The 24,451-nt window shown below is 70.6% G+C and carries 24 protein-coding genes; 9 read left to right on the top strand and 15 right to left on the bottom strand.

Annotated elements, in window-relative coordinates:
* Window positions 1-95 precede the first annotated feature (95 nt).
* Genes AO398_RS13275 through AO398_RS13260 form a run of 4 tightly spaced genes read right to left on the bottom strand, consistent with a single transcriptional unit; the run spans window position 96 to window position 3,753 of the window.
* Window positions 96-878: a DJ-1/PfpI family protein gene (locus tag AO398_RS13275; protein WP_244498764.1), complete on the bottom strand. Its 783-nt coding sequence runs from the start codon at window positions 876-878 to the stop codon at window positions 96-98.
* A 16-nt stretch (window positions 879-894) separates the two neighbouring features.
* A complete protein-coding gene (gene tenA, locus AO398_RS13270) occupies window positions 895-1,581 on the bottom strand; it encodes a thiaminase II (RefSeq protein WP_058192583.1) in 687 nt (228 codons plus the stop codon).
* 25 nt (window positions 1,582-1,606) lie between these two features.
* Complete coding sequence (locus AO398_RS13265) at window positions 1,607-2,281, bottom strand: response regulator transcription factor (protein WP_007561188.1); 675 nt, start codon at window positions 2,279-2,281, stop codon at window positions 1,607-1,609.
* Complete coding sequence (locus tag AO398_RS13260) at window positions 2,278-3,753, bottom strand: ATP-binding protein (RefSeq protein ID WP_058192581.1); 1,476 nt, start codon at window positions 3,751-3,753, stop codon at window positions 2,278-2,280. Before AO398_RS13260 ends, AO398_RS13265 begins: the two co-directional genes overlap by 4 nt.
* Before the next feature lie 259 nt (window positions 3,754-4,012).
* On the opposite strand from AO398_RS13260, the gene AO398_RS13255 reads away from it, so the two are divergent.
* Window positions 4,013-4,873 (top strand): hypothetical protein, encoded by an 861-nt coding sequence (locus AO398_RS13255; RefSeq protein WP_058192580.1) that lies wholly within the window; start codon window positions 4,013-4,015, stop codon window positions 4,871-4,873.
* Window positions 4,874-4,924: 51 nt separating this feature from the next.
* Here AO398_RS13255 and AO398_RS13250 read toward each other — a convergent pair whose 3' ends face one another.
* The 3 genes from AO398_RS13250 to AO398_RS13240 form a co-directional block, all read right to left on the bottom strand.
* Complete coding sequence (locus AO398_RS13250; RefSeq protein WP_058192578.1) at window positions 4,925-6,709, bottom strand: DEAD/DEAH box helicase; 1,785 nt, start codon at window positions 6,707-6,709, stop codon at window positions 4,925-4,927.
* A gap of 152 nt (window positions 6,710-6,861) precedes the next feature.
* Window positions 6,862-7,245, bottom strand: coding sequence for a type II toxin-antitoxin system VapC family toxin (locus tag AO398_RS13245; RefSeq protein ID WP_058192576.1), 384 nt, complete (start codon window positions 7,243-7,245; stop codon window positions 6,862-6,864).
* On the bottom strand, window positions 7,242-7,499 hold the full coding sequence (locus tag AO398_RS13240) for a type II toxin-antitoxin system prevent-host-death family antitoxin (protein ID WP_058192574.1): 258 nt from the start codon (window positions 7,497-7,499) through the stop codon (window positions 7,242-7,244). Before AO398_RS13240 ends, AO398_RS13245 begins: the two co-directional genes overlap by 4 nt.
* Before the next feature lie 113 nt (window positions 7,500-7,612).
* Here AO398_RS13240 and AO398_RS13235 point away from each other — a divergent pair, with 113 nt between their 5' ends.
* The gene (locus AO398_RS13235) at window positions 7,613-8,704 is read left to right on the top strand and encodes a calcium:proton antiporter (protein ID WP_058192744.1); all 1,092 of its coding nucleotides are present in this window, start codon (window positions 7,613-7,615) and stop codon (window positions 8,702-8,704) included.
* Here AO398_RS13235 and AO398_RS13230 read toward each other — a convergent pair whose 3' ends face one another.
* Both AO398_RS13230 and AO398_RS13225 read right to left on the bottom strand, forming a co-directional pair.
* The gene (locus AO398_RS13230; protein WP_244498763.1) at window positions 8,705-9,442 is read right to left on the bottom strand and encodes an FAD-binding oxidoreductase; all 738 of its coding nucleotides are present in this window, start codon (window positions 9,440-9,442) and stop codon (window positions 8,705-8,707) included.
* The gene (locus tag AO398_RS13225; protein WP_058192572.1) at window positions 9,417-10,022 is read right to left on the bottom strand and encodes a sulfite oxidase-like oxidoreductase; all 606 of its coding nucleotides are present in this window, start codon (window positions 10,020-10,022) and stop codon (window positions 9,417-9,419) included. The genes AO398_RS13230 and AO398_RS13225 overlap by 26 nt, the downstream gene beginning before the upstream one ends.
* 162 nt (window positions 10,023-10,184) lie before the next feature.
* Between AO398_RS13225 and AO398_RS13220 the strand changes: the two genes are divergently transcribed.
* Window positions 10,185-10,490, top strand: a complete 306-nt coding sequence (locus tag AO398_RS13220) for a hypothetical protein (RefSeq protein WP_058192571.1) — start codon at window positions 10,185-10,187, stop codon at window positions 10,488-10,490.
* On the opposite strand, the gene AO398_RS13215 is transcribed toward AO398_RS13220, so the two are convergent.
* From AO398_RS13215 to AO398_RS13205, 3 genes are all read right to left on the bottom strand, one after another.
* A complete protein-coding gene (locus tag AO398_RS13215) occupies window positions 10,460-11,428 on the bottom strand; it encodes a DMT family transporter (RefSeq protein WP_058192569.1) in 969 nt (322 codons plus the stop codon). The two genes, AO398_RS13220 and AO398_RS13215, sit on opposite strands and share 31 nt — an antisense overlap.
* Entirely contained in the window at window positions 11,425-11,700 is a 276-nt protein-coding gene (gene infA, locus AO398_RS13210) for a translation initiation factor IF-1 (protein WP_007561169.1), read from the bottom strand. Before infA ends, AO398_RS13215 begins: the two co-directional genes overlap by 4 nt.
* A gap of 213 nt (window positions 11,701-11,913) precedes the next feature.
* Window positions 11,914-13,053, bottom strand: a complete 1,140-nt coding sequence (locus AO398_RS13205) for a branched-chain amino acid ABC transporter substrate-binding protein (protein ID WP_058192567.1) — start codon at window positions 13,051-13,053, stop codon at window positions 11,914-11,916.
* Between the two features lie 231 nt (window positions 13,054-13,284).
* On the opposite strand from AO398_RS13205, the gene AO398_RS13200 reads away from it, so the two are divergent.
* The 3 genes from AO398_RS13200 (at window position 13,285) to AO398_RS13190 (ending at window position 17,928) form a co-directional block, all read left to right on the top strand.
* Window positions 13,285-14,490: an amino acid aminotransferase gene (locus AO398_RS13200; RefSeq protein ID WP_058192565.1), complete on the top strand. Its 1,206-nt coding sequence runs from the start codon at window positions 13,285-13,287 to the stop codon at window positions 14,488-14,490.
* A 4-nt stretch (window positions 14,491-14,494) separates the two neighbouring features.
* The gene (locus AO398_RS13195) at window positions 14,495-15,529 is read left to right on the top strand and encodes a hydroxyacid dehydrogenase (RefSeq protein ID WP_058192563.1); all 1,035 of its coding nucleotides are present in this window, start codon (window positions 14,495-14,497) and stop codon (window positions 15,527-15,529) included.
* A gap of 296 nt (window positions 15,530-15,825) precedes the next feature.
* Window positions 15,826-17,928 carry a TonB-dependent receptor gene (locus tag AO398_RS13190; RefSeq protein ID WP_082643276.1) on the top strand — a complete coding sequence of 701 codons (2,103 nt, stop codon included), beginning with the start codon at window positions 15,826-15,828 and terminating at the stop codon, window positions 17,926-17,928.
* A gap of 15 nt (window positions 17,929-17,943) precedes the next feature.
* On the opposite strand, the gene AO398_RS13185 is transcribed toward AO398_RS13190, so the two are convergent.
* The 3 genes from AO398_RS13185 to AO398_RS13175 all read right to left on the bottom strand — a co-directional run bounded on the left by AO398_RS13185 (window position 17,944) and on the right by AO398_RS13175 (window position 20,540).
* Window positions 17,944-18,741 carry a TIM barrel protein gene (locus AO398_RS13185; RefSeq protein WP_058192562.1) on the bottom strand — a complete coding sequence of 266 codons (798 nt, stop codon included), beginning with the start codon at window positions 18,739-18,741 and terminating at the stop codon, window positions 17,944-17,946.
* Between the two features lie 3 nt (window positions 18,742-18,744).
* Window positions 18,745-19,416: an aspartate/glutamate racemase family protein gene (locus AO398_RS13180; RefSeq protein ID WP_058192560.1), complete on the bottom strand. Its 672-nt coding sequence runs from the start codon at window positions 19,414-19,416 to the stop codon at window positions 18,745-18,747.
* Window positions 19,417-19,511: 95 nt separating this feature from the next.
* The gene (locus tag AO398_RS13175) at window positions 19,512-20,540 is read right to left on the bottom strand and encodes a LacI family DNA-binding transcriptional regulator (protein ID WP_244498762.1); all 1,029 of its coding nucleotides are present in this window, start codon (window positions 20,538-20,540) and stop codon (window positions 19,512-19,514) included.
* 183 nt (window positions 20,541-20,723) lie between these two features.
* On the opposite strand from AO398_RS13175, the gene AO398_RS13170 reads away from it, so the two are divergent.
* Genes AO398_RS13170 through AO398_RS13160 form a run of 3 tightly spaced genes read left to right on the top strand, consistent with a single transcriptional unit; the run spans window position 20,724 to window position 24,442 of the window.
* Complete coding sequence (locus AO398_RS13170; protein ID WP_058192556.1) at window positions 20,724-22,031, top strand: alpha-hydroxy acid oxidase; 1,308 nt, start codon at window positions 20,724-20,726, stop codon at window positions 22,029-22,031.
* Window positions 22,032-22,044: 13 nt separating this feature from the next.
* Window positions 22,045-23,106, top strand: coding sequence for a lactonase family protein (locus AO398_RS13165; RefSeq protein ID WP_058192554.1), 1,062 nt, complete (start codon window positions 22,045-22,047; stop codon window positions 23,104-23,106).
* 40 nt (window positions 23,107-23,146) lie between these two features.
* Entirely contained in the window at window positions 23,147-24,442 is a 1,296-nt protein-coding gene (locus tag AO398_RS13160) for an MFS transporter (protein ID WP_058192552.1), read from the top strand.
* The last annotated feature ends 9 nt before the right edge of the window (window positions 24,443-24,451 follow it).

Below are 24,451 nucleotides of genomic sequence, written 5' to 3'. Positions count from 1 at the left end.
GTTCCTGACGCACAGTTCGGTCCATGCGGCGCGCCGTCAAGGACATCACAGCACGTCGGCGGGCAGCGTGGCGCGGCTGCATCGCTTTCGACGGCTCAGGTGCGGGCGGCCTCGGTCGCCCCCGCGACCAGCGGCGCGAGGATCGCGTCCGCCGCGCGGGTGATCGCCGGGCCGGCCTGTGCCGGCGTTCCGGCCTGGAAGGGCGGCTCCGGGGCGTATTCGGCGACGAGCTGCGCCGTGCGCGCATAGTCGGGCCCGCGCAGGCGGGCGGCGAGCGCCAGGGCGAGATCGAGCCCGGCCGAGATGCCGGCGGCGGTGACGCGGTTGCGGTCGAACACCACGCGCTCGGCCACCGGCACGGCGCCGAGCAGCGGCAGCACGGCGTCGCGCACGCACCAATGCGAGGTCGCGCGGTAGCCCTTGAGCAGGCCGGCCGCCCCGAGGATCAGCGAGCCGGTGCAGACGCTCGTCACCCAGGCGGCGCGAGCAGCGTGCGCGCGCAGGAAGGCCAGCAGCGCAGCGTCGCGCATCTGGTCGGGCGTGCCGTCGCCGCCGGGGACGAACAGGACGTCGAGCTCGGGCGGGCAGGCCTCGAAGGCATGGGTCGCCACGAGGCTGAGGCCCGTATCGCTGGCGACGGTCCCTGCGGATCGCGCGACGAGGTACAGGCTGCCGGGGGCCAAGCCGGCCAGCAGCGCCTGCGGGCCTACCAGATCAAGGGCGGTCATGCCCGGATAGAGGATCATGGCGATCCGGGTCGGGCGGTCCTGCGGGACCGAGCCCGGGGCGTCGGCGGCTTCGGACCGGGCCGCCCCGAACGCGGCGGCAGCCGCGGCGGCCGCGATCATGGCCCGGCGGCTGAGGTCCGGCGGCGTCACGCCCGGGCCGGGCGCGTCACAGCGGCCACGCCGCGCCCCGGTAGGCGCTGTCCCAGAACAGCCATTCGAGCCGCGTCGCCTGCGTGAAGGCGTCGTGCATGCGCGCCTGGAGGGCCGGCGAGGCCTGCTCCGCCGCGCGGTCGGTGGCGGCGATCATGCCCGCCACGGCCTCGGCGAACTCCGCGCCCGCATAGGTGTCGATCCAGGCCTGGTACCGGTTGTCCGGGGCCGCGCGGGCGAAGATGTCGTCGCCGACCGCCTTGTAGATCCAGAAGCACGGCAGCAGGGCCGCGCACAGCACCTCGAACGGTTCCGCATAGGCCGTGGCGAGCAGGTAGGAGACGTAGTGATGGCAGGCCGGCGTCAGCGCGGTCGCGGCGAAGCTCTCCGGGCTGATCCCGTAATCGCGGAAGAAGCCGCCATGGAGCGCGCGCTCGACCACGATGGCATCCTGGGCGGCACGGGAGAACTGGACGATCCCGTCCGGGTCCGGCGCCTTCGCGGCGGCGAGGCTCAGCGCCCGGCCGAAGCCGATCAGGTAATGGGCGTCCTGGACAATGTAGTGGCGGAACGTGTCCTGCGGCAGCGTGCCGGCGGCGAGCTCCGCGTTGAACGCCATCGTCCGGATGGTCTCGTAGGCGCCCGCGTTGCGCGCCCAGGCCTCCCGGGAGAAGGAATGCGGGCTCCGGTCACCGTCGGTCAAAGGCACCTCCTGCCGGTCGTGCGCGCTAACCCTGCCGCTGGGCGTGCGTGACGGCCACGTGGATCAGCTCGGCGAGCGTCCGCACACCGAGCTTCTGGCGCATCTGCGAGCAGGCATTGGTGACGGTCTTGTAGCTCACCGACAGGTCGGCCGCGATGGCCCCGTAGGAACGGCCCTGCGCGAGCCGCGCCAGGATCTGCTGCTCGCGGGGGGTGAGCTGGGATTCCGGGGTGCGGCGGGCATCGGCGCGCAGCATCGCCACCTCGGTGGCGAGCCGGCGGTCGAGATAGACCTCGCCGACCCGGACCTTGCCGAACGCCTCGAACAGCTCGGCCGAGGCGTGATCCTTCAGCACGTAGCCGAGCGCACCTGCCTCCAGCGCCCGCGCGACGATGACCGGATCGTTGTGCATGCTGAAGACCAGGATGCGCGTCTCCGGCGCCACCGCGCGGATGCGGCGGATCAGGCCGAGCCCGGCCATGCCGCTGCCCTGGAAGGTCAGGTCGCAGATCACCACCGGTGGCCGCAACCGGTGGAAGATCCGGTAACCGCCGACGACGGTGGTCGCCTCCGCGATGGTCTCAACCCCGGAATCCTCGAGGACCCGTCGACAGCCCTGCAGGACGATCGGGTGATCGTCGATCACGAGGACCGGCAAGCGTGTGGCGGCGGCGTCGATCTGGGAGGCGATGGCGTTCATGCGCTCGGCGCGTTGTTGTTCTCGTCGACCCGTTCCGGCGGAACGGGGATCGTGATCTGGACGATTGCTCCGGGGCCGGCATTGTCAAGGGCGAAGGTACCATCCAGCGCCTCGACACGCTCACGCATCCCCGACAGACCGAGGCCAGTCCGGTGTTCGCGCGGAATCCCGGTGCCGTCGTCGCGGATCGTAACGCGCAGGCGACCGTCGGCTTCGGCCGCCTCGGCCTCGACCCGGGTGGCGCTGCCGTGGCGCACGGCATTGGTCGCGCTCTCCTGCACGCAGCGGAACACCGTGAGGTCCACGAGGTCGCCGTAGCCGCGGGCGAGGCCGTCGAACCGACCGACGAAGGCGGTGCCGGGATGCCGCTGGCCGAAGCCCCGCAGCAGAAGGTCGAGGCAGGTGGCCAGCGGTGCCTGCCCGAGCCCATGCGGGCGCAGGCGGTTCAGCAGCTCCCGGTTGACGGTCTGGACCTGCCCGACGATGGCGCTGATCTCGGCGGCGCGGGCGGCGAGCTTGTCGCGGTTGGGCTCGGCCCCGCCAGAGGCAATCCGGGCAATCGACGCGGCGTTGGCCTCCAGGGCGAACAGGCAGGGGCCGAACTCGTCGTGCAGCTCCAGGGCGGTGCGCCGCCGCTCGTCGTCCTGTGCGGTGAGCAGCTGGCGGTTGAGCCGGCCATTGGCGTCGCGCACCTCGCTCAGCGCCGCGGCGACCTTGTTGAAGCGCGCGGCGATCACCGCCAGCTCGCGGGCACCGGGAGGCTCCAGCCGCGCCGTATAGTCGTGGTGCTCCAATTGGGTCAGGCCGTCGCCCAGCCGCTGCAGCGGCGCCAGGATGCGCCCGAGGGCGAGATAGAGCGCGATCAGCATCGCGGCGTTGATCGCCAGCGTTGTCATCGAGAGGGCCCGGGCATAGCCCCAGATCTCGTCGATCTCGTCCATCGGCTGCGTGGTGATCTGGGCGGTGCCCAGCGTCTGGCCGTTGACAACGATCGGCAGGGTATGGCGCTCGATCGGCGGCATGATCAGGTCCGCGAACCAGCGCGGCGCCTCGCGCTCGGACCGATGCCGCGGCATCGGCTTGCCGACCTGATCGCCGTCAGCCTCGAGGACCGCGACCCGGACGTGGCGTAGGGTCTTGAAGCGCAGGTCCAGGGTCTGGAGCAGCGTGTCGGGCGAGGCGGTGTCCGACAGGCGGATCGTGTCGGCGACCAGAGACTCGACGGTGGCGAGGGAGGCACGGGTCTCGACCCGCACCGCGTTGCGGGCGTTCAGCACGATCACCCCGCAGGAGACCAGCGCCGCCAAAGCGTCGATGAACAGCACCACGGCGACGAGACGCGCCCGGGTCGACCAGTCGGCCCAGGGCCGGAAGCCGGCCCGACGACGATCGGTCGGGGCCTCTGAATGCGGAAGCAGGGTCGGTGTCGTATCCACGATCCGACGCATAGCGGGCCTATCGCCGAAGTCCATGCCTCGGCCCTGTGCGGAGAAGCGGTTCATCCGGCCCGCCGGGCTGAAAGCGACTACGGATTCTTAAGCGGCTTGGGCTTATCTTGTGGATAGCCGAGCCTCGACTGGCCGGGCACCCAATTCGGCACGACATCTTTGCGCCGTATTGCGGTTTCTCTATCGACGGCAGAGTCGACCCATCTCCGAATTGGTGGAGAGCGGTGGCCGGTCGTGGGGGCCCGGTCGCGCGCGTCGTGCATCGTGTCAGAGACCCCGGACCATGATCGATCTCGCCCTGGACCCGTCCGATACAAGACCGCATCGGTCGCCGGAGGCCCGTCCCGGACGCAAACCCAATCTGCGGCTCGTCCTGATCGGATTGGTCGGTGCCAGCGCCGTCGCGGGCTTCGGCGTCGCCGCTTCGACCCTGATGGCCGGGCTCGCGGCCCCCGCGCCGATCAAGCGCGCGCCGATGAGCCGGGCCGCGGATTGGCCTGAACTGAAGGATGGTCTGCCGGCCGTCGCCGGGATCGTCCCGGCGGCTCCCGTGGCGGCGAAGCCCACGGAGCCGGAGAAGCCGGCCCTGCGCGTGGCGGTGCTGCCGGACGCTCTGGCGCCCGCAGTTTCCCCCGCGCCGGCGAGCCCGGTCGTCCCGGCCCCCGCGAAGGCTGCGCCCGTCGCCCCGCCGGCTCCCGCCAAGAGCGTGGCCGTGCCCGAGGCCCCGACCAAGCGGATCCCCACGCCGACCCCGGTGACGCCGATCGCCACCCGTCAGGTGGTCGTCCCGCTGCCGCCGACCCGGACCGCGACGCTGCAGCCGCCGCGCGCCTCCGAAACGGTTCGGGCTCGCGACGTGGCCGCTCCCGCCGCGGCCCCTGCCGCCAAGCCGCTCGCGCCGACGCCAGCCGCGTCGTCCGAGAAGACCGCCCACAAGGCGGTGGCCGCGAACAAGCCGACCCTGGCGAAGAAGACCGCGGAGGCCGCCAATCCCGGCGCTGCCGCCGCGACCGTCGCGCAGGCGGAGCCGGCCGACGAGGAGACAGAGGTGCTCGGCATCAAGCTGCCGTCCCTGGCGCCCGCCGGACGGAAGCTGAAGGAAAGCGTCGACGCATTGGGTGACGCCGTCAAAAACGTCTTCTGAGATGATCACCCCGGGGATGTCACGGATATCCCCGGAGACGATTCCAGACGATCAGCTGCGGCCGGTGTTCCGGCCGGGCTTGGCATCGGGCCGGGGTCCGGACCGTTCTGCATGGCGCTGATGCTTGCCGGCCCGCGGGCTGGCGAACCCCTTCGGGCCGCCCGGCCCACTCTTGCGCTCGGCCGGCCCCGCATCCCCGGCAATCGCCTCGACCTGGATCTCCGGTGAGCCGTTGCGGGCAAAGGACTCGGCGAAGCGCGCCGCCGCGTTGCCGCGGATCTCGAACTTGGTTTCCCGGTCGAAGATCCGGATCGCCCCGATCTCCTGGCGGCCGATGCCGCCCCGGCGCGTGAGCATCGGCAGCAGGCGGCGCGGATCGGCGTTGTCGCGCCGGCCGAGATTGAGCCGGAACCACACCGCCGGCCCGAGGGCGGCGATCTGCTCGGGATTCATCGGATCGTAGGGCGGCCGCTCGCTGGTGCCGCGGGGCGCACGGCCCTCGCCGGGATCGCTGACCTCTTCGGGCGCCGGCAGGCGGGTGCGGTAGACCCGGGCCAGCAGGGCGGCGAGCTCCTCCGGCGTCTTGCCAGCGAGCAGGGCGCCGGCGAGCGCGACATCCTCCTCGGCCGGGGGCTCGGAGAAGAGCGGGTCGGAGAGCATGCGCTCACCGTCGAGCTTCCGGATGTCGTCAGCCGAGGGCGGGCCGGACCAGTCCGGGCTGACCTTGGCGATGGCGAACATCTGCTCGGCGCGGCGGCGCCGGGAATTCGGGATCAGGAGCACCGAGGTGCCCTTGCGGCCGGCGCGGCCGGTGCGCCCGCTGCGGTGCTGGAGCACCTCGGCGTCGTGCGGCAGGTCGGCGTGGATGACCAGGCTCAAGCCGGGCAGGTCGATGCCGCGGGCGGCGACGTCCGTGGCGACGCAGACCCGAGCCCGGCCGTCACGCAGAGCCTGGAGGGCGGCATTGCGCTCGCCCTGGCCGAGTTCGCCCGAGAGGGCGACCACCGAGAAGCCGCGCTCGGTGAGGCTCGCCTGGAGATGGCGGACCGCGTTGCGGGTGTTGCAGAACACGATCGCGGTCGGCGCATCCGCCTCGCGCAGGAGGTTGAGCACCACGTGCTCGGTCTCCCGGGGCATGATCCGCACTGCCCGGTAGGCGATGTCGGCGTGGCCCTTGCTCTCGCCCTTGATCGCCAGCCGCAGGGCGTTGCGCTGGTAGCGCTCGGCCAGCGACTCGATCGCCTTCGGCAGGGTCGCGGAGAACAGGTAGGTCGCCCGCTCTGGGGGCGTCCCCGAGAGAATGAACTCGATATCCTCGCGGAAGCCGAGATCGAGCATCTCGTCGGCCTCGTCGAGCACGACGGCGCGCAGGGCCGTCGGGTCGAGGTTGCGGCGCTCCAGATGATCGCGCAGGCGGCCCGGGGTGCCGACCACGATATGGGTGCCGTCAGCCAGCATCCGGGCCTCGCGGCGGGGATCCATGCCGCCAACGCAGGCGGTGACGCGCCCGCCGGCCGGGGCGTAGAGCCACAACAGTTCGCGCTGGACCTGGAGCGCCAGCTCCCGGGTCGGAGCGATCACCAGGGCGAGCGGCGCACCGGGCGGCGGAAGCGTCTCGCCCTCGCCTGCGCCGTCATCGGCACCCTTGCCGAAGAACATGTCGGCCATGGCGAGACCGTAGGCCACGGTCTTGCCGGAGCCGGTCTGGGCAGAGACAAGAAGATCGCGGGCGCCGGCGGCCGCCTCCAGCACCGCGGCCTGGACCGGGGTGGGATCGGCGTAGCCGCGCTCGGACAGGGCCCGCGCGAGGGGGGCGGGCAGGGTCGGGAAGGGCAAGTTACGGAAACTCTCAACGGCCGCGCCGCGGCCGGCAGCGCGCCATCGCGCGGCGGAGGAATCAGGCACCGGACTTTATTCGGGTCCCTAGATGGTAGCGCCAACCGGGCCTTCTGACCACTCCCGCCACGGCATGGGCCGGTTGCGCGTCATCAGACCGGTGCGGCTAGGTCGGTCCGGCTGAAATCTTCGCCGACATAGAGCAGCGGGCAGCCGTGCTCCTTGGCGACATCGTAGGCGAAGCAATTTCCGAAGTTCAGACCGGCTGGATGCAGGCCCTTGCCCCAGCACCGATAGCACGCCGCGAGGCGTCCGGCCGAGGCTACGGTGACCGAAACGATCTCGATGGCGAGCCCGTCGATCAGGCGGCCCATCTCGTCGCCGACGTTCCGGCGCTCGGACACGATCAACGCTTCGGCGACCGTCGCCGCCGACATCACGAGCCTGTCCTCGCGCTCGATGACGGCGATGCAACGCGCCGCCTCCGGCTCGTTCTGGAGGATCGCCATAAGAGCGGAGGTGTCGATCGCGATCATCCGGGCAAGCCGTCCGCGTCGTAGAGGAAATCCTGGCTGTGGGCTGCGCGCGGGCCGGGAGTGAGCTTGGCGGCGGCGTCAACCTGAATCGCCTCGATGAGCGCCCGGCGCGCGGTCCGATCCGGCTTCGACGCCATGGCCACCAAGCGGACGACCGGCCGGCCATACCGGGTCAGGATCACCTCGTCGCCGGCCTCGGCGCGGCGGACGAGTTCCGTGAGCTGCGCGTTGGCATCGGACACCGACATGCGCATCACATTCCCCTATCTCGACGCCACCGCTGGTCACGTCCCAGGAATCGCCTATGAGGTAGTCTAACATCTTGCGCTGCACCACCAAAACGATCCGACCGGAGACGACCAAGACCATGACGGGAGCCCTGCGGCTGGCGGTGGCGTGGGCGACGGTGCTCGCCTTCGCATGGTTCGGAAAGACCTGGCTGGGCGACCTGGCGCAGCCGTGGTTCGCGGGCGGCCTGTTCGCGTGGCTGCTGGCGGTGATCGTCTGGTCGGCCTTCGGGGTTGTCCACGAGGCGGAGGACCTGGCGCACCGGCTCGGCGAGCCGCTCGGCACCCTGGTGCTGACGCTCGCCATCGTGATCATCGAGGTGGCGCTGATCTCCGCCGTGATGCTCTCGGCCAAGGAGGCGCCGACGCTCGGCCGCGACACGATGTTCGCCGTGCTGATGATCGTGCTGAACGGCGTCGTCGGCCTCGGGCTCCTGGTCGGCGGCCTGCGCCACCACCAGCAGAGCTACAACCTGCAGGGGGCCTCGGCCTTCCTGTCGGTGATCATCCCGCTGACCACGATCGCGCTGATCATCCCGAACTTCACCAGCTCCACCGCCGACGGCACGCTGACCACCCTTCAGGCGGTGGCCTTCTCGGTCTTCACCCTGGCGCTCTACGGCGTGTTCCTGCTGATCCAGACCAGCCGCCACAGCGACTTCTTCAAGGACGCGCAGGAGCAGACGGTCAGTGGATCCGACGCGGGCTCGACCTCGGGCGGCGCCATCGCCAAGCATGTCTTTCTGCTGCTCGCCAACGTCGTGCCGATCGTGCTGCTGGCCAAAAGCCTGGCGGCGATCCTCGATCACGGCATCGCGGCGCTCGGCGCGCCCTCGGCGCTGGGCGGCGTGCTGATCGCCGCCATCGTGTTCACCCCGGAGGCGATCTCGGCGCTGAAGGCCATCGCCCGCAACGAGCTGCAGCGGGCGATCAACCTGTGCCTGGGTGCGGCCACCTCGACGGTGGGCCTCACCGTCCCGGCGATCCTGACCATCGGCCTGCTCACCGGCCAGACCGTCGTGCTCGGCCTCAAGCCCACCGAGATGACGCTGCTGGCGGTGACGCTGATCCTGAGCATGCAGACCTTCTCCGGCCTGCGCACGACGGTGCTGGAGGGGGCGGTGCACCTCGTGGTGTTCTTCGTCTACCTGGTGCTGATCTTCAGCCCCTGATCAGCTGCCGAACCGCTCGGTGCGGATCACCCCCGCCGGGACGCCCGCTTCCAGGATCAGGTCCGAGGCGGCCCCGACGAAGCGGTTGGAGCCGCACAGGAAAACCTTCTCCGGTCGTCCGACCCGCGCCAGGGCGCCGGCCACCAGGGCGGCGTCGATCCGCCGGCCGCCGTCATCCCGGGTGGTGGTGAGGTGCAGGGAGAAACCCGTGCCGTCACCGGCGAGGCGCTCCAGCTCGGGCAGCGCGATCGCCTCGTCGCGGGTGCGAACGGAGTAGATCAGAGCGGCCGGGATCTCCGGCGCGACTTGCGCGCGGCGGCGCAGCATCGCCAGCAGCGGCACGACGACGGAGCCGCCGGCCCCCAGGAGCAGCGGACCGCCGTCGGGACCATCCCAGGAGAACGAACCGCCGATCGGCCCACGCAGCTCGACGCGGTCGCCGATCTCGGCGGCCTGCGAGAACCAGCCCGAGACCTCGCCGTCCGGCAGCGCCTCGACCATCAGCTCCAGGGTGCCGCTGCCGTCGGGCGCCGAGGCGATCGAGTAGCTGCGCTGGGCCTGGTAGCCGTCCTCGGCGGTCAGCCGGACGTCGACGTGCTGGCCGGCGCGGTAGGCGTTCGCCAGATCGCAGCGCAGGCGAAAGCTCTTCACCTGCGGGGTGACGGGCGTGATCGCGGTGATCTCGGCCTGGTGCCAGCGGAAGACGATCGGCTCAGTCACCGGTGTAGCGCTGCTCACGCCAGGGATCCCCGTACATGTGGTAGCCGCGCAGCTCCCAGAAGCCGGCCGTATCGGTCTGGGTGAAGCGCAAGCCCTTCACCCATTTGGCGCTCTTCCAGAAATAGAGATGCGGTACGAGCAGCCGCGCCGGGCCGCCATGGTCCGGATGGATCGGCTGGCCGGCATAGCGGGTCGCCACCATGGCGCGGCCGTTCACGAGATCGGCCACCGGCACGTTCGTGGTGTAATCGTCGTAGGATTCCGCCAGGAGGTACCCGGTCGGCGCCGCGATGCCGGCATCGGCCAGCAGATCGTCGAAGCTCACGCCCTCCCAGGCGGTGTCGAACTTCGACCATTTGGTGACGCAGTGGATGTCCCCCTGCCAAGTGGTGCGGGGCAACGCCTCGAATTCCTCCCAGCTCCACGCCTTGATCGGCCGCGAGCCCGCGCGCAGCGTGAACCGCCACGTGGCGAGATCCACCGTCGGGTTTGGGCCGATCTGCAAGATCGGGAAGTCGTCGGTGAGATATTGGCCGGGCGGGATGCGCGCGCCGGTCTCGGGCGGCTGCCTGCGCCCGACGAAGCCCCGTGTCACCATGCCGGCCTCCGCTCTCGTTGTTGTCTTGGTGCGTTCGCCCCGGGTTTGGTGCGTCGGAACACCCCACGTCAAGTCGCGAGGTGCGGCCGAACAAACGCCCCAAAGCTGGGGTGTGGTAGCCAACCTATCTCGGTCCGAATCGCATCCTTCAGGGGGAATGTCATGAAGTACCTTCTCGCGACGAGCCTCATCGTCGGGAGCCTCGCCACCCTCGCGCCAGCCGCCCAGGCCCGTGACGGGATCGGCGCCGGCGGCGCGGCAGCCCTCGGCGTGCTCGGCGGCCTCGCCGTCGGCGGCGCCATCGCGTCGTCGGCCAACAATGGCTACTACCCGGGCCGCCCGGTCTACCGCGCCCCGCCGCCGGTCTACGTGGAGGAGGATTACGGTCCGGTCTGCCACTTCGAGCGCCGCCGCACCATCGACCCCTACGGCGACGTCTACATCCGGCGCGTCCGCGTCTGCGAATAGGCGGCTTCGGGGGTCGCCTCGGCAGCCAGCGCCGGCTTCAGGCGCTCGGCGCAGGCGATCCCCCCGAGCACGAGAGCGAGGGCGACGGCCGGGATCGCCCCGAACGGCTCGCCGACCAGCAGGACGGCGAGGATCGCGCCGAAGATCGGCACGAGATTGACGAACAGGCCGGCCCGGTTCGGGCCGATCAGCTCGACCCCGCGCATGAAGAACAGCTGCGCCAGCAGCGATGGCCCCAAGCCGACGAAGGCGACCATCGCCCACCCCGCCGGCCCGGGCCAGACTGCATGCCCGGTGGCCCACTCCACCGCGAGCGGCGGCAGCGACGTCACGAAGGCGGCGACCGCCATGGCGGCAAAGAACGCCAGGGCCGTGACCTTCGGGCGGGTCGGCAGGAAGATCGTGTAGCCCGCGTAGAGCAGGCAGGCCCCGAACACGAGCACGTCGCCCCGGTTGAAATCCAGGCGCGTCAACACGGAGAGGTCACCGTGGGTCGCTGCCAAGCCAGCGCCGATCAACGTCAGCACGACACCGACCATCTGGCCGAGGGTGACCGGCACCCGATAGGCGAAGCGGTTGAGCAGGATCACCAAGACCGGGATCGCGCCTTGGAACAGGGCCAGGTTGACCGCGCTGGTATAAACTCCGGCGGCATAGAACAGGCAGTTGAAAGCCGTGTAGCCGAGGCCACCCATCAGCAGGATGCGCAGCCAGTGCCGGCGCAGAAGCGGCCATTCCGCGAGGAGCCTGCGGGCCGCGAACGGCGCGAGCACCGCGCAGGCCACCGCCCAGCGCAGGGTCGTGATGACCTGGGGGGAAACATGGCCCGGCGCCCAGCGGCTGCTGACCGCGTTTCCGGCCCAGAGCAGCGCGGTAAGCGTGAGGAGCAGATAGGCCGGCGCGACCGAGGAGACCCGGGTCGCGCGTGCGGGCCTCAACGGCGGCGGAACTGGCCGCCCCGGACCTGGGGCCGCGGGCCTGCAGAACGCTCGTCCTTGTGCCGGAACACGAGGCGGCCCTTCTCGAGATCGTAGGGCGACATCTCGACCGTGACCCGGTCACCCGCCAGCGTCTTGATGCGGTTCTTCTTCATCTTGCCGGCCGTGTAGGCCACGATCTCGTGGCCCTGGTCGAGCTGCACGCGGTAGCGCGCGTCCGGCAAGATCTCGATCACGAGACCGTCGAACTGCATCAATTCTTCTTTCGCCATGCACCTTCTCCAGTCGGACCGTCCGGCAGCAGGCGTTCCGGCAAAACTTCTACGGCTGTCATCAAGCTCGGGAAACGCCGCAGGGCGCGGATCCGATCCGACGGACGGTCCGCGCCTGCTGTGCGACGCCGCCCGCATGTAGTCGTCACACGATCCCGCGGCAAGTCATGCCCGGCCATGAGGCAGGAGTCATGGACATGAATGTCCGGCGATTCATGGCCCCGGGACCTCGTTGCCCGCGTAATCGAGGCGCCCATCCGGCGTCCGGCGCCAGACCCGCAGGGCGACGGTGCCGCCGGACCGGTCGCCGCGGGCGTCGAACCCGACCGGGCCGAGGATCGTGCGCAGCGGTGGGGCGCTGCGCAGGGCCTCGGCGATCTTGCGGCCCTCCGGGATCCGGCCCGATTTCGGATCCATGGCGCGGGCGCGCTCCAGGGCCTGGGCCAGCAGCTCCACCGCCGCGTAGCCCGAGGCCGCCACGCTTTCGGCGTCGGGTGCACGCGCCGCGACCTTGCCGGCTTTCGGATCCGGGAGGCGCGGTGGATCGGGCGGCAGGGTCATCACGGTCCCCTCGCCGAGGGTACCCAAGGCGGCGAAGGCCGGATCGAGGATGCCGTCGCTGGCGATCAGCGCGGCGCCGACATTGGCCTCGCGCAGAGCGCGGACCAGGGCGGCCGCCTCTGGCGCCAAGCCTCCGAAATACACCGCCTCGACCCGAGCCGCCTTCAGACGGCCGATGAGGTCGCCGAAGTCGCGGGTCCCGCGCGGAAAGCCGTCGAACAGCACCTCCGGGGCGCCAGCCTCCTTCAGCTGCGCCGCCACCGCCTCGGCGAGGCCGCGCCCATAGGTCGAGCGGTCGTTGAGAATGGCGACCCGCCGCCCTGCGAACGCCTTGGCGAGATAAACCCCCGCGGCCCGGCCCTGTTGGGCGTCGCTCGGGGCCAGCCGGAACAGGTTCCAGAAACTGCGGCTGGTCAGCGGCGTGTAGGTCGCCCCCGGCGTGACCAGCACCGCCCCGGCTTCCTCGTAGACCGGCGTCGCGGCGGCGACCGCGACGGATTCGAATGGCCCGACCACGAGGCGGACCCCGTCGGCGGCGAATTTCCTAGCGGTTGCGGCAGCCTGCCTGGCGTCGCCGGCGCGGTCGGCCGGCACGAGGACGAATTTCGGCCGCCCACCCCCGGCCCGGTTCAGGTCGGCGACGGCCTGCTCGGCACCCTGTCGGAGACCCTGGCCGAAACCGGCATCCGGCCCCGAGAGCGGCGCCGACAGACCGATCCGCACCGGCGCCTGGGCGACGGCCGGTGCCGCGACGAGGAGACCGGCGACGATCAGGGCGAGGCTCTGTTTCATCGCTTTACGATATGGGCAGACACGCCGTGCGGGAAGCGTACATCACCAGACTCGCAAATGGGTTGCGAGCCCGAAAACCGGTTCATCCCTGAGCGGATCGGGACGCTGCCGCGCGCAGAAGCGCTGGCGGGCGGACGCGATGTGGGAAATAAGGGCGTCGGCCGGCCCGCGACTTTGGATAGAACCGCCCGCTCGCGCCGCATCGAAGACCCTCTGGGACGATTGACGATCATGACCTCGCTGTTCGCCGGCATCCAGGACGCGCCGCTCGACCCGATCATGCGCCTGTTCGAGGCCTTCAACGCCGACACGAGCACGAAAAAGCTCAACCTCGTGGTCGGGGTCTACACGGATGCCGACGGCAAGGTGCCGCGCCTGCGCGCCGTCCAGACCGCCGAGAAGCGCTGGATCGAGAAGGGCCTGCCGAAGACCTACCGTCCGATCGAGGGCACCAAGCCGTTCCGCGACGCGGTCCAGGCCCTGCTGTTCGGCGCGGGCGCCCCGATCCTGACGCAGAACCGTACCGCGACGCTCCAGAGCATCGGCGGCACCGGCGCGCTCAAGACCGGTGCGGACGTGCTGGCCCGGCTCAATCCCGGCGCCACCGTGGCGGTGAGCAACCCGAGCTGGGAGAACCACAAGGCGCTGTTCAGCCAGGCCGGCTTCACGGTCGTCGACTATCCCTATTTCTCGGCCGAGACCGGCGGCGTCGATTACCCGGCCATGCGCGCCTACCTGCAGGACCTGCCGAAGGGCTCGATCGTGGTGCTGCACGCCTGCTGCCACAACCCGACCGGCGCCGACCTGACGCCCGACGCGTGGAGCGACCTCGCGCCCCTTCTGGCCGAGCGCGGCCTGATCCCGTTCCTCGACATCGCCTACCAGGGCTTCGGCGACGGCCTCGACGCCGATGCCGCGCCGGTGCGGCTGTTCGCCGAATCCGGCCAGGAATTCTTCGTCGCCTCGTCGTTCTCGAAGTCGTTCTCGCTCTACGGCGAGCGCGTCGGCGCGCTGACGATCGTGGCCGAGAATCCGGCCATGAAGACCAAGGTGGAGTCCCTGGCCAAGCGTCTGGTGCGGGCGAGCTACTCGAACCCGGTGACCCACGGCGCCGCCATCGTCGAGATGGTGCTGACCGATCCGGAGCTGCGCGCCGACTGGGAGCGGGAGCTCGCCGAGATGCGCGAGCGGATCCGGTCCATGCGGGTGCGCATGGCCGACAGCCTGCAGCAGCGCCACCCGGAGCGTGGCTTCGACGCGATCAAGGCGCAGAAGGGCATGTTCTCCTACACGGGCCTGACCCCCGCGGAGGCCACGCGCCTGCGCGAGGAGCACGAGGTCTACGCGCTGGAGACCGGCCGGATCTGCGTGGCGGCGGTCAACACCCACAACATCGACCACGTGGTCGACGCCATCGACGCGGTGGTGAAGGGCTGACCCGGTGGCCCTCAAGCGCGTCTGCCGGTTCAATCTCTGGATCAACCCGGTCTTCGACGCGCGGCTGAGGGCCGAGCCCGACATCGACCTGCAGGTCGGCGACCTGCAGGGCCCGGCGGAGACGCTGGACGCCCTGCTGGCGCAGGCACACGTCTTCCACGTCTCACCGGCACGGGACGAGCTGCCCCGCCGCTGGCACGTGACGGACGAACTGCTGGCCGGCTGCCCGAACCTGCTCGCGGTCTCCTCGGGCGGGGCAGGCTTCGACACGGTGGACGCGGACGCCTGCACGCGAGCCGGCGTCGCGGTGGTCAATCAGGTCGGCGGCAATGCCCGCTCGGTGGCGGAACTGGCGATCGGCCTGATGCTCGCCGTCTCCCGCAAGATCTGCGTCTCGGACCGGTTGCTGCGGACCGCGCGCGGCTTCTCGCGGGAATCGCTGATGGGCCACGAGATCGGCGGCTCGACGCTGGGTCTCGTCGGCATCGGCCATACCGGCCGGGAGGTCGCCAAGCTCGCCCGCGGCTTCGACATGCGGGTCCTGGCCTACGATCCGCTGCTCTCTCCGGATGAGATCCGGGCGCGGGCCGCCGAGCCGGTGGATCGGGCGCAGCTGCTCGCCGAGTCCGACATCGTCTCCCTGCACTGCCCGCTCGACGCGACGACCCGCGGCAGCTTCGACGCCAACGCCTTCGCGGCGATGAAGCCCGGTGCGCTCTTCATCACCACGGCCCGGGGCGGCGTGCACGACGAAGCCGCCCTCGCCGAAGCCCTGGCTTCCGGCCATCTCGCCGGGGCCGGCCTCGACGTCTGGGCGCCGGAGCCGCCGCCCCTGGATTCGGCGCTGCTCAAGCTCGACACGGTGGTGGCGACCTACCACACCGCCGGCGTCACCCACGAGGCGCGCCGCAACGTGGCCTCCTGGGGCGCCGACCAGATCATCGGCCTTCTGCGGGGCGAGACCCCGCCCCGCCTGGTCAACCCGGAAGTCTGGCCGGCAGTGCTGGCGCGCCGGACGCGCCTGCTCGGCCCCGCGTAGCGACGCCAGGCCGGTAAGCCCTCAGGCAAACCGGCCCGCCGCGATGTTGCGCGACAGCAACACGCCGGGTCCGCCTTCAAGCAGCTTCGACTCTTCGTAAGCTGCCCCGCACTCAGATCGAAGTCATTCCAAGCTTTCCGCCGCGCCTCCGCCGGCGATCAGGCTTGACCACGTCGGTTCGCCTCGAACATCTCGGCGGCCTGGACGCAGCTTGGCTTGAGAACGTGGCGTACAATCTTACCAAACCTGGACCGAATACGCTCCGTCTGAGAGCAAGAATCACCGCTTCCACCATCATTATTGGCGTTTCTGCCATCGCCGATCCGAATTGGGCTTTTGCGGAACCTGCTTTCGAAGCGAATCACGAAGTCCAGCTGGAGGAGCTCTCGGTCACCGGCCAGGGCGGACCGTCCCGGGCCCCGGAGGGCTACGCCCCCGCGACCACGATCAGCGCCACCCGCACCGACACGCCCCTGCGCGATGTCCCGCAGACGGTGGTGCCGGTGACCCGTCAGGTGCTGGAGGACGCCGCCGCCACGCGGATCGACACCGCCCTCGACCTGGCCGGCGTTGGCCGCTCCAACAATTTCGGCGGGCTGGGCTTGTCCGAAGTCACGATCCGCGGCTTCTCGGTGTTCGACTACTATCGCAACGGCTTCCCGATCGGTCGCGGCTACCCGAACGTACCGGACGTCGTCGCGATCGAGCGGATCGAGGTGCTCAAGGGTCCGTCCGCCTTCCTGTACGGCCGCGGCGATCCTGGCGGCACCTTCAACATCGTGACCAAGCAGCCCCTGGCGGAGCGGTCGCTGGCGATCGGCACGCAGTACGGCAGCTACGGCGCCAAGCGCAGCACCTTCGACGCCACCGGGGCGCTCGACGCGGACGGCCAAGTGCTCGCCCGCATCACCGGCGCGGTCGAGGACAACGGTAGTTTTCGCGATTACGTGAGCGGCGACCGCTACCACGTCGCCCCCGTCCTCGCCTGGAAGCCGAGCGCGGACACGACCATCACCCTGGAAGGCGCCTTCGTCAGCACCGGCACGACCTTCGACCGTGGCATCGTCCCCCTGCAGGGCCGGCTGCGCAACGTGCCGCGCTCGCGCTTCCTCAGCGAGCCCGGCCTGCCGCAGAGCGTGGTCCAGGACGCCCTCGGCCAGCTGCGGATCGAGCACCGGTTCGACCCGGATTGGGTGCTCACCGCCGGCGCCCAGGTGCTCGGCGGGTCCCTGAAGAGCTGGGGCGTCGGCGCCGCCGCCAACGGCTTCCTGCCGGACGGCCGCACCCTGCGCCGGAACCTGGAATGGCGTGACCTGACCTGGTCCGACACCGATCTGCAGGTCAATCTCGCGGGCAAGTTCGACACCGGCGTCCTGCACCACACGCTGCTGCTGGGCCTCGAATACGATCGCTATCGCTACCGGGAGATCTTCGATCGCTCGAACGCCGCAGCCTATCCCTTCCTGCTCGACGTCCTGGCGCCGCGCTACGGCCAGGCGCTGCCGCGCAGCCTGCCCGCCATCACCAACCTCCTGCAGCACACGGAGAGCTTCGCGGGCTACGTCCAGGACCAGATCGACATCACGCCCCGGCTGCACGCCCTGGTCGGAGTCCGGGTCGAGGATGTCGGACAGGATTCGACATCCTACCTGACCAACCGCACCACGAACCTGCGGGGCACGGAGGCGCTGCCGCGCTTCGGGCTGGTCTACGACCTGTCCGACGCGGTCTCGGTCTACGGAAACTACGCGCGCTCGTTCAAGCCCAGCACCGCCTTGGACCGGCGTGGCCAGCCCCTCGCCTTCGAGGGGGGCGAGGGCTACGAGGCCGGCGTGAAGGTCGGGCTGCTCGACGGGCGGCTCAACGCCACCGCGGCCGTGTTCGACATCCGCCGCACCAATGTCCCGACCACGGACCCGGTCGATTCCGCCTTCAGCGTCGCCGCCGGCGTCGTGCAGAGCCGCGGTTTCGACCTGACCGTGGCCGGCGAATTGGCACCCGGCCTGCGCGCGATCGGGACCTACACCTACCTCGACGCGGCGGTGGCGCGGGACAATGCGATCCCGGTCGGCACCCGGCTCGCCAACATCCCGGCCAACAGCTTCGCCATGCAGGCGGTCTACGAGGTTCAGGGCGGCGACCTGAGGGGGCTCGGCTTCGGGGGCGGGCTCACCGTCGTCGGCAAGCGTGCCGCCCAAACGGCCCTGTCGACCTTCACGATGCCCGCCTACACGGTCGTCAACCTGATCTCGTATTATCAGATCACGCCGGATGTCCGGGTCTACCTCAACGTCGACAACCTGCTCGACGAGACCTACTACGACCGCGCCTTCCAGAACCGCTACGCCACCCCGGGCCAGCCGCGCACCATCATGGGCGGCGTCGCGGCAAGGTTCTGACGGTCGCGATCGACCCTACGCCGAGGCCGCCCGCATCCAGCCGAGGCCGGCCTCGGTGCCGGCGGCCGGGTGGTATTCGCAGCCGATGAAGCCGGCATAACCAACCGCCTCCAGGGCCTCAAAAATGGGGTCGAACGCAATGGTGCCGGTGCCGGGCTCGTGGCGGCCCGGATTGTCGGCGATCTGGACATGGGCGATCAGCGGCGCGTGCGCCCGGATCAGCGCCGTCGGGTCGTGGCCCAGGCAGACGCAGTGATAGGCGTCGAACAGCAACTTGACGTTGTCCCGGCCGATCGCCCGGATCGCCTCCACGGCCTTGAGCGGGTCGTCGATCACGTAATCGGCGATGGAGCCCGGGCCGATCGGCTCGATGATCACGGTCATGCCGCGGACCTTGGCGGCATCGGCCGCGAAGGCGAGGTTGTCGAGATAGGTCTCCCACAGCCGCGCGGGCTCGGCCCCGGCGGGCCGGACGCCCGCCATCGGGTGGACCATCCGGCAGCCGAGCTGCTCCACGTAGTCCAGGGTCGGCGCGATGGTGGAGCGGTAATAGGCGACCTTGTCCAGCAGGGCGGCAAAGCCCTTCTCGCCCTTCGCCGCGTCACCCGCCGGAAAGCCGGTCTGGACCAGCGGCACGCCGGCCCGCTCGAGCCAGCCCGCGACTTCCGCAGCCGGGGTCGCGAACAGGTTCGGATGCTCCACCGCCCGGAACCCGGCCTTGGCGGCGGCGGCGAACCGTTCGGATAAGGGCAGCTCCGTGAACAGGAAGCCGCAATGGCCGCTGAGGCGGTCTGAGAAGGCACCGAGCTTCATGGATCAGGCCCTCTCAGCCGTCTCGATCGTGGTGCGCATCCGGTCCACCGCCGCGTGGGGCGCGGTCAGGACCGGGACGTCGACGGCCGCGCGCACCGCCTCGGCCGCCCGGGAGGTCGAGAAATGCGCCAGCATGATCGCGTCGCACTCGGAGAGCTCCGGCGCCCGCTCGGCGATCAGCCGGTTGTGGGTTTCGGCGTCGCCGGCGCGCAGGCGCGCCATGGCGTCGTCGACGATGATCGTGCGCAGGGTCGCGGTCCGGCCGGACTGGCCGACGAACTCCTCGAACTCGTCGGTCATGGTGCCGATCGAGGGGCCGAAGGTCGCCAGCATGCCGATGCGCTGCCCTTGGGCGATGGCCGCGCGGAACATCGCCTCGTTGGGCTTGAGCACCGGCACCGGCACGGTCTCGATCAGCCGGTCGATGGCCGGCCCGAAGGCCGAGCAGGTGATCAGGATGCCATTGGCGCCCATGTCGTGGCCGTAGCGCCCGAAGCGGACGAACCGGTCGATCATGCCCGCGGAGATCTCCCCCGGCTCCTTGGCCCGGTCGAGGGACAGGCCGTCATCCAGCAGGTTGACCGTCTCGGCCTCGGGCCAGCGCTCCGCGAAGGCCGCCTGGATCGGAGCCATCGCAACGGGCGTCGCGTGCAGGAGGACGATGCGGGGGGCCATGCTGTCTCCCGGGATGGGTCGCGGTTCGGCATCCGGTCGCCGTTCCGCGTCTTGTAAGCGATTTCAAAGCGGTGGCAAGATATCTCCGATCCGCCTTAGTCGCGAGCCGGTTTCCGCGGCGGCGCCGTGCTGGCGCGCAGGATCAGCTCGGCGTCGATCTCGGTGAGGCGCACCACCGGGCGGCCCTGCATCCGGGCGATGAGGTGGTCGCCTGCGGCGTGGCCGATCTCGGCGGAATGGATCCGGATGGTGGTGAGCGCCGGGTCGAGGAAGGGCGCGAAGTCGGAATCGTTGTGGCCGATCACCGAGAGGTCACCGGGCACGTCGAGGCCCCGAGCCCGGGCCTCGATCATGGCGCCGAAGGCGATCTGGTCGGTGCCGCAGATGATCGCGGTGGGCGGCGCCCCTCCGGCCAGCATCTGGCGGAAGCCGTCGCGGCCGCCGCCGATGCCGTAGGAGATCTCGATGTCGTGCTCGGGGGCGAGCGTCAGGCCGCGCGCCGCCAGTGCCTGGGCGATGCCGGTGACGCGGGCGCCGCCGCGGTCGTTGTCCTTGCGCAGGCCGGAGATCACGCCGATGCGGCGATGGCCGAGATCCACGAGGTAGTTCGCGGCCCGAGCCGCCGAGGCGGCGTTGTCGAAGCCGACGCAGGGGCGCTCGCGCGACAGGCTGAAGGTCTGCACCATCGGGATGCCGTGCCGGGCGATGCGGGCGTGGAGATCCGGATGGTGGATGTCGCCGACCAGCATCAGCCCGTCGACGCCACGCTCCAGCAGAAAGGTCGCCTCGCGCAGTTCGTCCTCGAGATCGTAGCCGGCATTGGCCGCCACCAGGGTGTAGCCGGCCTGGCGCAGCCGCTCCTGGAAGCTCGACAGGACGCGCACGAAGGCTTCGTTCTCGATGTTGGGCACCACCGCGCCCACCGCCATGAACCGGCGGGTCGAGAGCGCCCGGGCGGCGCCGTTGGCGACGAAGCCGAGATCCTGGGCGGCGCGCATCACGGCCTCGCGCTTGTCGGCCCGGACCCCGGCCGAGCCGTTCAGCACCCGGGACACCGTCGCGGTGGAGACCCCGGCCCGATGGGCCACGTCCCGCGCCACCGGGCTGCGCGCGAGCGGTTCCAAGATCTCCCCCGGCAGGTCCAACACTGGAATGCGACTCCCCCGGCAATGGCCGCCCACGCCGCGTCCGACGATCGGGACCGGCAGTATATTGACACTCCGCGGCGATCCTGGCTATCTGAAAGCGCTTTCAAAAACCGCACGGCTCGAGACCAACGGGCCAAGCCGGTATCCAGGGAGGAGCGGATGGCGACGTTCGACCAGCCGGCTTCCGGCCCGGGGGCAGCTGCGCGGGACTCGGCCATCGTGGATCAGGCCGATGCCGTGGCGCCCGGCATCGCCGGCCCGCAGGCTCTCGTCACCAGCCTCAAGCGCAGCGACGCGGTCACGCCCTACCGGTTCCGCGACCTGCTGGCGCTCGACGATTTCGAGCGCCATGCCCGCCGGCTGCTGCCGCACATGATCTTCCAATACGTCGCCGGCGGCGCCGAGACCGGGGCGGCGCTCGCCCATAGCCGCGGCGCCTATGCGGATTACGCCCTGGTACCCCGGCTGATGCGCAACACGTCGGGGCGCGACACCGCCACCGAGCTGTTCGGCCACACCTACGCGGCGCCCTTCGGGGTCGGGCCGCTGGGCGGAGCCGCGTTCATCGCCTATCGGGGCGACATCGTGCTCGCCGAGGCGGCCCGGCGGATGAACCTGCCGATGATCCTCAGCGCCTCCTCGCTGATCAAGCTGGAGGACGTCTACGCCCAGAACCCGCAGGCCTGGTTCCAGGGCTACCTGCCCGGCGACCAGACCCGGATCGACCGCCTGCTCGACCGGGTCGCGGCCACCGGCTACCGGACCTTCGTGGTGACCGCCGACACCCCGACCTTGGGCAACCGCGAGCACAACACCCGCAGCGGCTTCTCGATGCCGATCAAGGTCACGCCCAAGGTCGCGTGGCAGAGCGCGACCCACCCGCGCTGGCTGCTGGGCACCGTCGCGCGGACCTTCCTGAAGCACGGCGCCCCGCATTTCGAGAATACCGAGGCGACCCGCGGGCCGCCGATGATGTCCCAGGGCGCGGTGCGCAACACCATCGCCCGGGACCAGCTCTCCTGGAAAAACCTGGAGGCGATCCGCAAGCGCTGGTCCGGCAACCTCCTGGTGAAGGGGCTGCTCGCCCCGGAGGATGTCGAGATCGCGAAAGGCTGCGGCGCCGACGGCGTCATCCTGTCGACCCATGGCGGCCGCCAGCTCGACCACGCCATCGCGCCCCTCGACGTGCTGCCGGAGATCGCCGCCAAGAAGGGCGGCCTGAAGATCATTGTCGACAGCGGCATCCGCCGCGGCACCGACGTGATGAAGGCCCTGGCGCTGGGCGCCGACTTCGTCCTGCTCGGCCGGCCGTTCATGTTCGGCGCCGCGCTCGGCGGGGCGGCGGGCGTCGAGCACGCCATGCGGATCCTCAAGGAGGAGCTCAACCGCGACATGGCATTGATCGGCGTGAACCGCCTGACCGAGCTGAACCCGGACTTCCTGCGCCGCGTCCCGCGGCGAAGCTGACCCGGAGACCGGCATGACCGACGACGCGCCCCGCCCTCCCCTCGGCCTCGCCTTCGTCGGCTGCTTCACCACCGCGCGCCGCCGGGCGCGGGGCCAGGGCATCGACATCTACCGCGTCGGGGCCGAACTCGACGACTGGACCCATCTCGGCCGGGTCGACGGGCTGGAGAACCCGTCCTTCCTGGTCGCCGATCCGGCCCGCTCGGTGCTCTACACCGTCCAGGGCGACGGTGCGGCGGCCACCGCCTTCGCGGTCGCGCCGGACGGCACCCTGCACAGCCTCGGAAGCGCGGAGACCGGCGGCACCAACAGCGTCCATCCGGCGCTCGACCCGAGCGGGCGGTTCCTGATCGTGGCCAACTACGCCAGCGGCTCGGTGGCTTTGATGCCCCTGCGCCCCGATGGCAGGCTGGAGCCGGCCGCACAGGTCCTGCCGATGCCGGGCGAGCCCGGCCCGCACCGGACCGAGCAGGCCAGCGCCCACCCGCACCACGTGGTCCTCTCGCCGGAGGGAGGCCACGTGCTGGTGCCCGACAAGGGCCTCGACCGTGTCTTCGTCCTGCGCCTCGACGGCGACCGCCTGGGCATCGTCTCCGAGGCCGTGCTGCGCCCGGGCGCCGGCCCGCGCCACATCGCGTTCCACCCCGGCGGTACCCTCGCCTTCCTCGTCAACGAGCTGGATTCCACCGTCGCCACCTGCCGGTGGGATGCGGAGACCGGAACACTCACACCGGTCCACCTGGTGCCGACGCTGCCGGCGGACTTCTTCGGCGCCAGCACCGCGGCGGCGATCGTGGTCACGCCCTGCGGGCGCTTCGTCTACGCCTCGAACCGCGGCCAGGATGGGATCGCGCGCTTCCGGGTGGAGGGCGCCCGCCTCGAACCGGCCGGCTGGACGCCATCGGGCGGCCGGGACCCGCGCTTCATGACCCTCACGCCGGATGAACGCCACTTGCTGGTCGCCAACGAGCAGGCCGACAGCCTGGTCGCGTTCGCCATCGACCCGGGCAGCGGCGACCTCACCCGGACGGGTTCACGCCAGAGCCCGAGCCCCTGCACGATCGCGTTCCTATAAAAATACAAAACAAAAACATGACGATACCGGAGGAAGCCCGATGTTTGCCAAACGATACAGGTTCCTGATCGCGGCTCTGCTCTTCATCGCCGGGACCATCAACTACATGGACCGCGCCGCGCTCGGCGTGGCCGCGCCCTTCGTCAAGCAGGACCTCAACCTGTCGCCCTCCGAGCTGGGGGTGATCTTCAGCACGTTCTTCTTCGGCTACGCCCTGTTCGCCTTCGTGGGCGGACAGCTCGCCGACCGCTACGGCCCGCGCAGCGTCTACACCTGGGCGGCGACCGCCTGGTCGGTCCTGTGCATGCTCACCGGCGCGGTGACTGGCTTCGCCCAGATGTTCGTGGTCCGCGCCCTGTTCGGCTTCGCCGAGGGGCCGATGAACTCGACCACGAACCGCACCATCACCACCTGGTTCCCCCGCGAGGAGACGGCGCGGACCATCGGCTTCACCTTCTCGGGCCAGACCGTGGGCAGCGCCATCGCGGCCCCCGTCGTCGGGCTCCTGGCGATCCAGTACGGCTGGCGGGTGGCCTTCGTCGCCATCGGCGCCGTCGGCCTGATCTGGGTGGTGGCGTGGCGGATCCTGATGACCGACCGCCCCCGGGACAATCCCCGGGTCTCGGCGGAGGAGATCGACCTCGTCGAGCGCAGCCGGGCCGTGTCGCATCTCGCCGCCTCCGACCACGAACGGTCGTTGCGCGGCTACCTGTTCCTGCCGAGCACCCTGTCGCTGGGGCTCGGCATGTTCGCGGTGAACTACACCCTGTACATCTTCCTCTCGTGGCTCCCGAGCTACCTCACCGACGCCCTGCACATGCCGGTGCAGCAGATGGCGTTCGTGGCGTCGATCCCCTGGGCCTGCGGCTTCGTCGGCTATGTCGGCGGCGGCATCGTCGCCGACCTGCTGTACAAGCGCATGGACGACAAGCTGGCGGCCCGGAAGATCACCACGATCGTGCCGCTCGCCATCGCGGGCATCGCGCTGATCACCGTCAACGCCGCCCCGAACGCCACGGTGGCGGTCTCCCTGATCGCGCTGGCGGTGCTGATGCTGACGAGCTCGGTGCAATCCTGCTGGGCGACGATCCACGAGCTGGTGCCGGAGGCGCGGGTCGGCGGGGTCAGCGGCTTCATCCACCTGCTGAGCAACATCTCGGGCATCATCGGGCCGACCGCGACGGGATTCGCCGTGCAGTATCTCGGCGGCTACGCCAGCGCCTTCGTCATCGCCGCCCTGATCGCGGCCGCCGGTGTCGTCGCGATGGCGATCTTCGTGAAGCGCCCGCACAGCCCGCAGGCGGCCCCGCCCCTCAACGCGGTGAAGACCGCCTGATCCCGGAGC

Source organism: Methylobacterium sp. GXS13 (genome assembly GCF_001455965.1).
GTDB lineage: Bacteria > Pseudomonadota > Alphaproteobacteria > Rhizobiales > Beijerinckiaceae > Methylobacterium.
Note: the sequence above shows the minus strand (reverse complement) of the source record. Positions and strands in the feature narration are given on the sequence as shown.

Coding starts and splice junctions, on each gene's coding strand:
- AO398_RS13225 (WP_058192572.1), bottom strand. CDS start 10,022: ATGGTGACACGGGGCTTCGTCGGGCGCAGGCAGCCGCCCGAGACCGGC.
- AO398_RS13170 (WP_058192556.1), top strand. CDS start 20,724: ATGGCGACGTTCGACCAGCCGGCTTCCGGCCCGGGGGCAGCTGCGCGG.
- AO398_RS13185 (WP_058192562.1), bottom strand. CDS start 18,741: ATGAAGCTCGGTGCCTTCTCAGACCGCCTCAGCGGCCATTGCGGCTTC.
- AO398_RS13260 (WP_058192581.1), bottom strand. CDS start 3,753: ATGGACTTCGGCGATAGGCCCGCTATGCGTCGGATCGTGGATACGACA.
- infA (WP_007561169.1), bottom strand. CDS start 11,700: ATGGCGAAAGAAGAATTGATGCAGTTCGACGGTCTCGTGATCGAGATC.
- AO398_RS13165 (WP_058192554.1), top strand. CDS start 22,045: ATGACCGACGACGCGCCCCGCCCTCCCCTCGGCCTCGCCTTCGTCGGC.
- AO398_RS13235 (WP_058192744.1), top strand. CDS start 7,613: ATGACGGGAGCCCTGCGGCTGGCGGTGGCGTGGGCGACGGTGCTCGCC.
- AO398_RS13265 (WP_007561188.1), bottom strand. CDS start 2,281: ATGAACGCCATCGCCTCCCAGATCGACGCCGCCGCCACACGCTTGCCG.
- AO398_RS13205 (WP_058192567.1), bottom strand. CDS start 13,053: ATGAAACAGAGCCTCGCCCTGATCGTCGCCGGTCTCCTCGTCGCGGCA.
- AO398_RS13255 (WP_058192580.1), top strand. CDS start 4,013: ATGATCGATCTCGCCCTGGACCCGTCCGATACAAGACCGCATCGGTCG.
- AO398_RS13240 (WP_058192574.1), bottom strand. CDS start 7,499: ATGCGCATGTCGGTGTCCGATGCCAACGCGCAGCTCACGGAACTCGTC.
- AO398_RS13160 (WP_058192552.1), top strand. CDS start 23,147: ATGTTTGCCAAACGATACAGGTTCCTGATCGCGGCTCTGCTCTTCATC.
- AO398_RS13245 (WP_058192576.1), bottom strand. CDS start 7,245: ATGATCGCGATCGACACCTCCGCTCTTATGGCGATCCTCCAGAACGAG.
- AO398_RS13180 (WP_058192560.1), bottom strand. CDS start 19,416: ATGGCCCCCCGCATCGTCCTCCTGCACGCGACGCCCGTTGCGATGGCT.
- AO398_RS13200 (WP_058192565.1), top strand. CDS start 13,285: ATGACCTCGCTGTTCGCCGGCATCCAGGACGCGCCGCTCGACCCGATC.
- AO398_RS13220 (WP_058192571.1), top strand. CDS start 10,185: ATGAAGTACCTTCTCGCGACGAGCCTCATCGTCGGGAGCCTCGCCACC.